The organism is Pseudomonas sp., from assembly GCF_026224925.1.
GTDB lineage: Bacteria > Pseudomonadota > Gammaproteobacteria > Pseudomonadales > Pseudomonadaceae > Aquipseudomonas.
This window is the reverse complement of record NZ_JAMFRV010000606.1, coordinates 1-5,727: the sequence shown is the minus strand read 5'-3', so window position 1 is coordinate 5,727 and position 5,727 is coordinate 1. Positions and strand designations below refer to the sequence as shown.

General features: G+C 54.9%; 5 protein-coding genes. 4 read left to right on the top strand and 1 reads right to left on the bottom strand.

Going from position 1 to position 5,727, the window contains the following annotated elements; translation table 11 throughout:
* Positions 1-294 precede the first annotated feature (294 nt).
* Complete coding sequence (locus M0974_RS25260) at positions 295-1,641, bottom strand: aspartate aminotransferase family protein (RefSeq protein ID WP_297843496.1); 1,347 nt, start codon at positions 1,639-1,641, stop codon at positions 295-297.
* Positions 1,642-1,767: 126 nt separating this feature from the next.
* On the opposite strand from M0974_RS25260, the gene M0974_RS25255 reads away from it, so the two are divergent.
* From M0974_RS25255 to M0974_RS25240, 4 genes are all read left to right on the top strand, one after another.
* Positions 1,768-2,688, top strand: coding sequence for a LysR family transcriptional regulator (locus M0974_RS25255; RefSeq protein ID WP_297843498.1), 921 nt, complete (start codon positions 1,768-1,770; stop codon positions 2,686-2,688).
* 173 nt (positions 2,689-2,861) lie between these two features.
* Positions 2,862-4,253: a nucleobase:cation symporter-2 family protein gene (locus M0974_RS25250; protein ID WP_297843493.1), complete on the top strand. Its 1,392-nt coding sequence runs from the start codon at positions 2,862-2,864 to the stop codon at positions 4,251-4,253.
* An 83-nt stretch (positions 4,254-4,336) separates the two neighbouring features.
* Positions 4,337-5,002, top strand: coding sequence for a TetR/AcrR family transcriptional regulator (locus tag M0974_RS25245; protein ID WP_297843491.1), 666 nt, complete (start codon positions 4,337-4,339; stop codon positions 5,000-5,002).
* 13 nt (positions 5,003-5,015) lie between these two features.
* On the top strand, positions 5,016-5,609 hold the full coding sequence (locus M0974_RS25240) for a YigZ family protein (protein WP_297843488.1): 594 nt from the start codon (positions 5,016-5,018) through the stop codon (positions 5,607-5,609).
* Positions 5,610-5,727: the final 118 nt, after the last annotated feature.

Here is a 5,727-nt window from a genome sequence, read left to right as displayed (position 1 = left end):
TTAGCGGGAGGCGAATTCTACAGCGTTTCAACTCGCTGTCAACTGCCTTTTTTCACCGCTTTCGATCACCGCGATCAAAGCCTCTTCCTCGCTAACAAACTGGATAACTCATTGATTACCAAGGAGTTTCCGTTTCATCTGCTCCGGAAGAGGTGCGAATTATAGGCCCAGAAAAAGTTACGTCAATAGCTAAATTCAAAAAACGACACATTGGTAGAACACACCGGTATAAAAAAGGGGAAAGCTCTATAGCTCCCCCTTCATATGCCGCGCTTCTATATAGAAGGCAGAGGATCAGTCGATTTGGTTCAGCACCTCGCCCACTGCGTCGAACAAACGATCGAGATCCTGTGGCTTGCTGTTAAAGGTAGGCCCGAACTGCAGCGTGTCACCGCCGAAGCGCACATAGAAGCCAGCCTTCCAGAGTTTGATCCCCGCTTCGTAAGGACGCACGATGGCATCACCGTCGCGAGGCGCGATCTGGATTGCACCCGCCAACCCATAGTTGCGGATATCAACGACGTTTTTCGCACCCTTGATACCGTGCAATGCCTTCTCGAAATGCGGCGCAACCTCTGCAACCTGCTGAACGAGGTTCTCCCGCTGCAACAACTCCAGTGCAGCGAGGCCAGCCGCACACGCAACAGGGTGCGCAGAGTAGGTGTAGCCGTGTGGGAATTCGACCGCATACTCCGGCGTCGGCTGATTCATGAACGTCTGATAGATCTCACTGCTGGCAATCACCGCTCCCATAGGGATAGCGCCATTGGTGATTTGCTTGGCAATGCACATCAAATCCGGCGTCACGCCGAAGCTGTCCGCACCAAACATCGAACCTGTACGACCAAACCCGGTAATAACCTCATCGAAGATCAGCAAGATGTTGTGCTGATCGCAGATCTCACGAAGACGCTTCAAATAGCCCTGCGGCGGCACCAATACACCTGCCGAACCCGCCATGGGCTCGACGATAACAGCGGCGATGTTCGAGGCATCGTGCAGCTCGATCAGCTTAAGCATTTCGTCTGCTAGCGCGATACCGCCCAGCTCAGGCATACCTCGCGAATAAGCGTTACTGGCCAGCAAGGTGTGCGGCAGATGATCGACATCCATCAACTGCCCAAACATTTTGCGGTTGCCGTTAACCCCGCCCAAACTTGTACCCGCGACGTTGACCCCATGGTAACCACGGGCGCGGCCAATCATTTTGGTCTTCGTGGCCTGCCCTTTCAGTCGCCAGTAAGCCCGCACCATCTTCACTGCCGTGTCCGCACATTCAGAACCGGAGTTGGTATAGAAGACGTGATTCAAATTGCCAGGTGTTAGCTCAATGATCTTTTCAGCCAACTGAAACGACAAAGGGTGACCGTATTGGAACGCAGGCGAGTAGTCGAGAGTCCCCAGTTGCCGTGAGACCGCTTCCTGAATCTCTTTGCGCGTATGACCGGCGCCGCAGGTCCACAGCCCAGACAACGAATCGTAGATTTTGCGACCTTGATCGTCCGTCAGGTAGCTGCCATGCGCCGCAACGATCATCCGAGGATCGCGCTGAAAACTGCGGTTGGCGGTGTAAGGCATCCAGTGAGCATCAAGCTTCAACTGGCTGGCCAACGATGTTTCAGCGATTTCGGGATGATCCATGGATGCAAATACCTCACGGGCGATAGGAGCAGCGTATTGAGCCGCGTTGTTGCAGCTAAGTTGCCACAGGCATAAAGTTCTGAAAATCCAGCTTTAGCAATCTTCAGGTAGCCCATGAGTAAACTTATAAGCAGCCATCGACCCGATCCACTGGCCCAAGTCAGCGACTTTGATGTTCGACTGCTGCGTATCTTTAGAAGCGTAGTCGAGTGCGGAGGCTTCTCGGCTGCCGAGGGGGCGCTTGGTATCGGCCGTTCGGCTATCAGCCAACAAATGAGCGACTTGGAACAGCGCCTTGGTTTGCGCCTGTGTCAGCGGGGCCGGGGTGGATTTTCCCTGACTGAAGAGGGCCGCGAGGTCTATCAATCGGCGCTGCAACTATTAAGTGCCCTGGAAAGTTTTCGTACCGAGGTCAACGGCCTGCATCAACATCTGCGCGGCGAGCTGAATATTGGCCTGACCGACAACCTCGTTACCCTCCCCCACATGCGCATCACCCACGCACTGGCCCAACTAAAGGAACGCGGGCCGGACGTGCATATCCACATCCGCATGATCGCACCCAATGAAGTCGAGCAAGGTGTGCTCGATGGACGTCTACACGTCGGTGTAGTGCCGCAGGCCAGCGCACTGTCAGGACTTGAGTATCAGCCGCTCTACAGCGAGCGGTCACTGCTTTATTGTGCGGTGGGTCATCCGCTCTTCTATATGGATGATGCTGCGCTGGATGATCCACGACTGGATGCGCAAGACGCCATCGCGCCAACGTTCAGATTGCCTGCCGACATTCAGGCGCATTACCAGGCACTCACCTGCACTGCCAGCGCCTCGGACCGGGAAGGCATGGCATTCCTGATTCTGACGGGGCGCTATATCGGCTACTTACCGGATCACTATGCCAACGAGTGGGTTCAGCAAGGCCGCCTGCGTGCGCTCAAACCCGCAACTCGCTTTTACGACCTGACGCTGGCCTCAGTCACCCGTAAAGGCCGACGCCCTCATCTGGTGCTGGAAAGTTTCCTCGACAGCTTGGCGGCCACACGTTGATGCGCGACACACGCATAGGCAACACGCGCTTAAAAGGAAGGAATAGCTATAAACCTATTTAAATCGTTGATTTAATTAAGTTTATATATAAAAAAAGATTAATTAACTGAACACATGGACAGCTTTTTGCAGTAGTTCGACTCAATCGTATTTAACCGCACCGAGAGAGCGCCATGCAGCCAGAGTCTTCACCTCACACAGATCTGATATTCGGGTTGAATGACCGGCCCAAACCGCTACCGGCCTTGCTTGCTGCTTTGCAACACGTACTCGCCAGCTTCGTTGGCATCATTACACCGCCATTGGTCATCGCCTCCGCTCTGGGACTGACGGCTTACCTGCCCTACTTGATCAGCACCGCCTTGATGGTTTCTGGCATAGGAACCTTCATACAGGCTCGCCGCCCTTTCGGTATTGGCGCAGGCATGATCTGTCTACAAGGCACCAGCTTTTCATTTCTGGGCGCAATTCTGTCGGCAGGGTTTATGGTCAAACAGCGGGGTGGCGGCCCCGAAGACATCTTGGCGATGATCTTTGGCCTGTGCTTTTTCGGAGCCTTGGTCCAGATAGTGCTCAGTCGGTTTATCGGCCAGTTGCATAAAGTAATCACGCCACTGGTAACCGGTATCGTGATCACACTGATTGGTGTGAGCCTGATCAATGTCGGTGTTACGGATCTGGGCGGTGGATTCCAAGCAACAGATTTCGGTGAACCGTTAAACCTTGGGCTCGGCGTGTTCGTGTTGCTGGTCATCGTTCTGCTTAACCGCTCAAATACCCCATGGGTACGTCTCTCGGCAATTATTCTGGGCTTGGCGCTGGGCAGCGTAGCGGCATGGTTTTTTGGAAAACTGATACCCCATGCCATAACGAGCGGACCTATTATCAACGTGCCAGTGCCCTTCAAGTTCGGCTTCAGCTTCGATTGGACAGCCTTCGTTCCGATTGCATTGATCTACTTAATCAGCACCATCGAAACCGTTGGCGACCTGACCGCCAACTGCATGTTGTCACGCCAACCCATCACTGGCCCCAGCTACATTACGCGACTCAAAGGCGGCGTCCTAGGCGATGGCGTAAGCTGCCTGATCGCCGCGACGTTGGGTGCTTTTCCCAACACCACCTTTGCTCAGAACAACGGTGTCATTCAACTGACCGGCGTTGCCAGTCGCTATATCGGTCTGTATATCGGACTGCTGTTGTTCATCCTCGGACTGTTCCCGATGATCGGCGCGTTGCTGCAGCAGATACCGAAACCGGTGTTGGGTGGCGCTACGCTGGTGATGTTCGGCAGTGTCGCCGCCGCCGGTGTGCGCATTTTGTCTCAAGCACCGTTGGACCGCCGCAGCATGCTGATCATTGCCGTGTCTTTCGGCGTGGGTCTTGGCATCGCAGCGCAACCGACATTGCTCAGCCATTTGCCGAAAATGATTCAGACCCTGTTTGACTCGCCCATCACCAGTGGCGGCATCACGGCCATTGTCATGTCCTTGCTCTTGCCAGAGCGTCGCTTACCTAGTGCAGCAGGCGATTGCGAAACAAAAACAGAAGCATTGGAGCAATAATTTGCACCACAACCACTTGTCGGATCGACGCGGGTGCGTTATCAGTTCACAGGACGCAGCCCATATTCCGTTCGGAACAGCCCATGACCTTTGAAGTCCCAGCGCACAGCGACAACGCCGTCGCTAAACCTGCCAGCCGTATTCGTCAGAAAAACGAAGAGACGATTATTAAAGCCGCTGAAGACGAGTTCGCGCGTCACGGCTTCAAGGGCACCAGCATGAACACCATTGCGCAAAATGCGGGCTTGCCTAAAGCCAACCTGCATTACTACTTCACCAACAAGCTAGGGCTGTATATCGCTGTCTTGAGCAACATCCTTGAACTGTGGGACAGCACCTTTAACGCGCTCAGTGGTGAGGACGATCCCGCTGAGGCGTTGACCCGCTACATACGTGCCAAAATGGAGTTCTCCCGGCGCCAGCCTCAAGCTTCGCGGATTTTCGCGATGGAAATCATTAGCGGCGGGGAGTGCCTGAATGAGTATTTCAGCCAAGACTACCGCGCCTGGTTCCAAAGCCGGGCAGCCGTCTTTCAGACCTGGATCGATGCAGGCAAAATGGACCCGGTCGATCCGGTGCACCTGATCTTTTTGCTGTGGGGCAGCACACAGCATTACGCGGACTTCGCGACGCAGATCTGCCGCGTAACCGGCCGCACACGCCTGACTAAACAGGACATGGAAGACGCTGGCGACAACTTGATTCGCATCATTCTCAAAGGTTGTGGGCTGACGCCTCCGGCCAACTAGCTGGAACCTGGTCATGCCTTTTAGCCTCGTCGGCCTCTGCGAATATCGGGAAGAGATTCGCAAAAGCCGTTTCATCACCTTGGCAGCGCCGATTACCAGCGCTACCGACGCCCAAACATTCATTGAACAACACAGCGACCTCAACGCCACGCACAATTGCTGGGCGTGGAAACTCGCCGATCAATACCGCAGCAGTGATGACGGCGAGCCCGGCGGCACAGCAGGCCGACCCATTCTGGCGGCCATAGAGGCGCAGGAATTCGATCAAGTGGTGGTGTTGGTTATCCGTTGGTACGGCGGCATCCAGCTGGGCACCGGTGGTTTGGCACGCGCGTACGGAGGCGGCGCCAATAAGTGCCTGCAACAGGCCGAGCGCGTGGCGCTTATTCATCGCGTGGCGCTGAGCTTCGATTGCAACTTTAGTGAGCTGGCGTTGGTTAGATTGCGCTTGGCGGAGCTGAGTGGGCTGATGGTGGATGAAACGTTTACCGCCAATGGCGTCGAACTGCAAATCTCACTGGGTCCAGAACTGGTTGACGTCTTTCAACGCCAACTGGCAGACATCAGCCGCGGGCGCATTGTGTTGCATCGGGTTTTAGAGGCGTGACAATAATTGCCCACATCCACTGTGGGCCTGGCTGTGGATAAGCTGAGCATATTCACCTGCAGGCCCCGCCCCACAAGGCGCGGCGTCAATTGGTCACTTTTCAATCAATATCACTCAG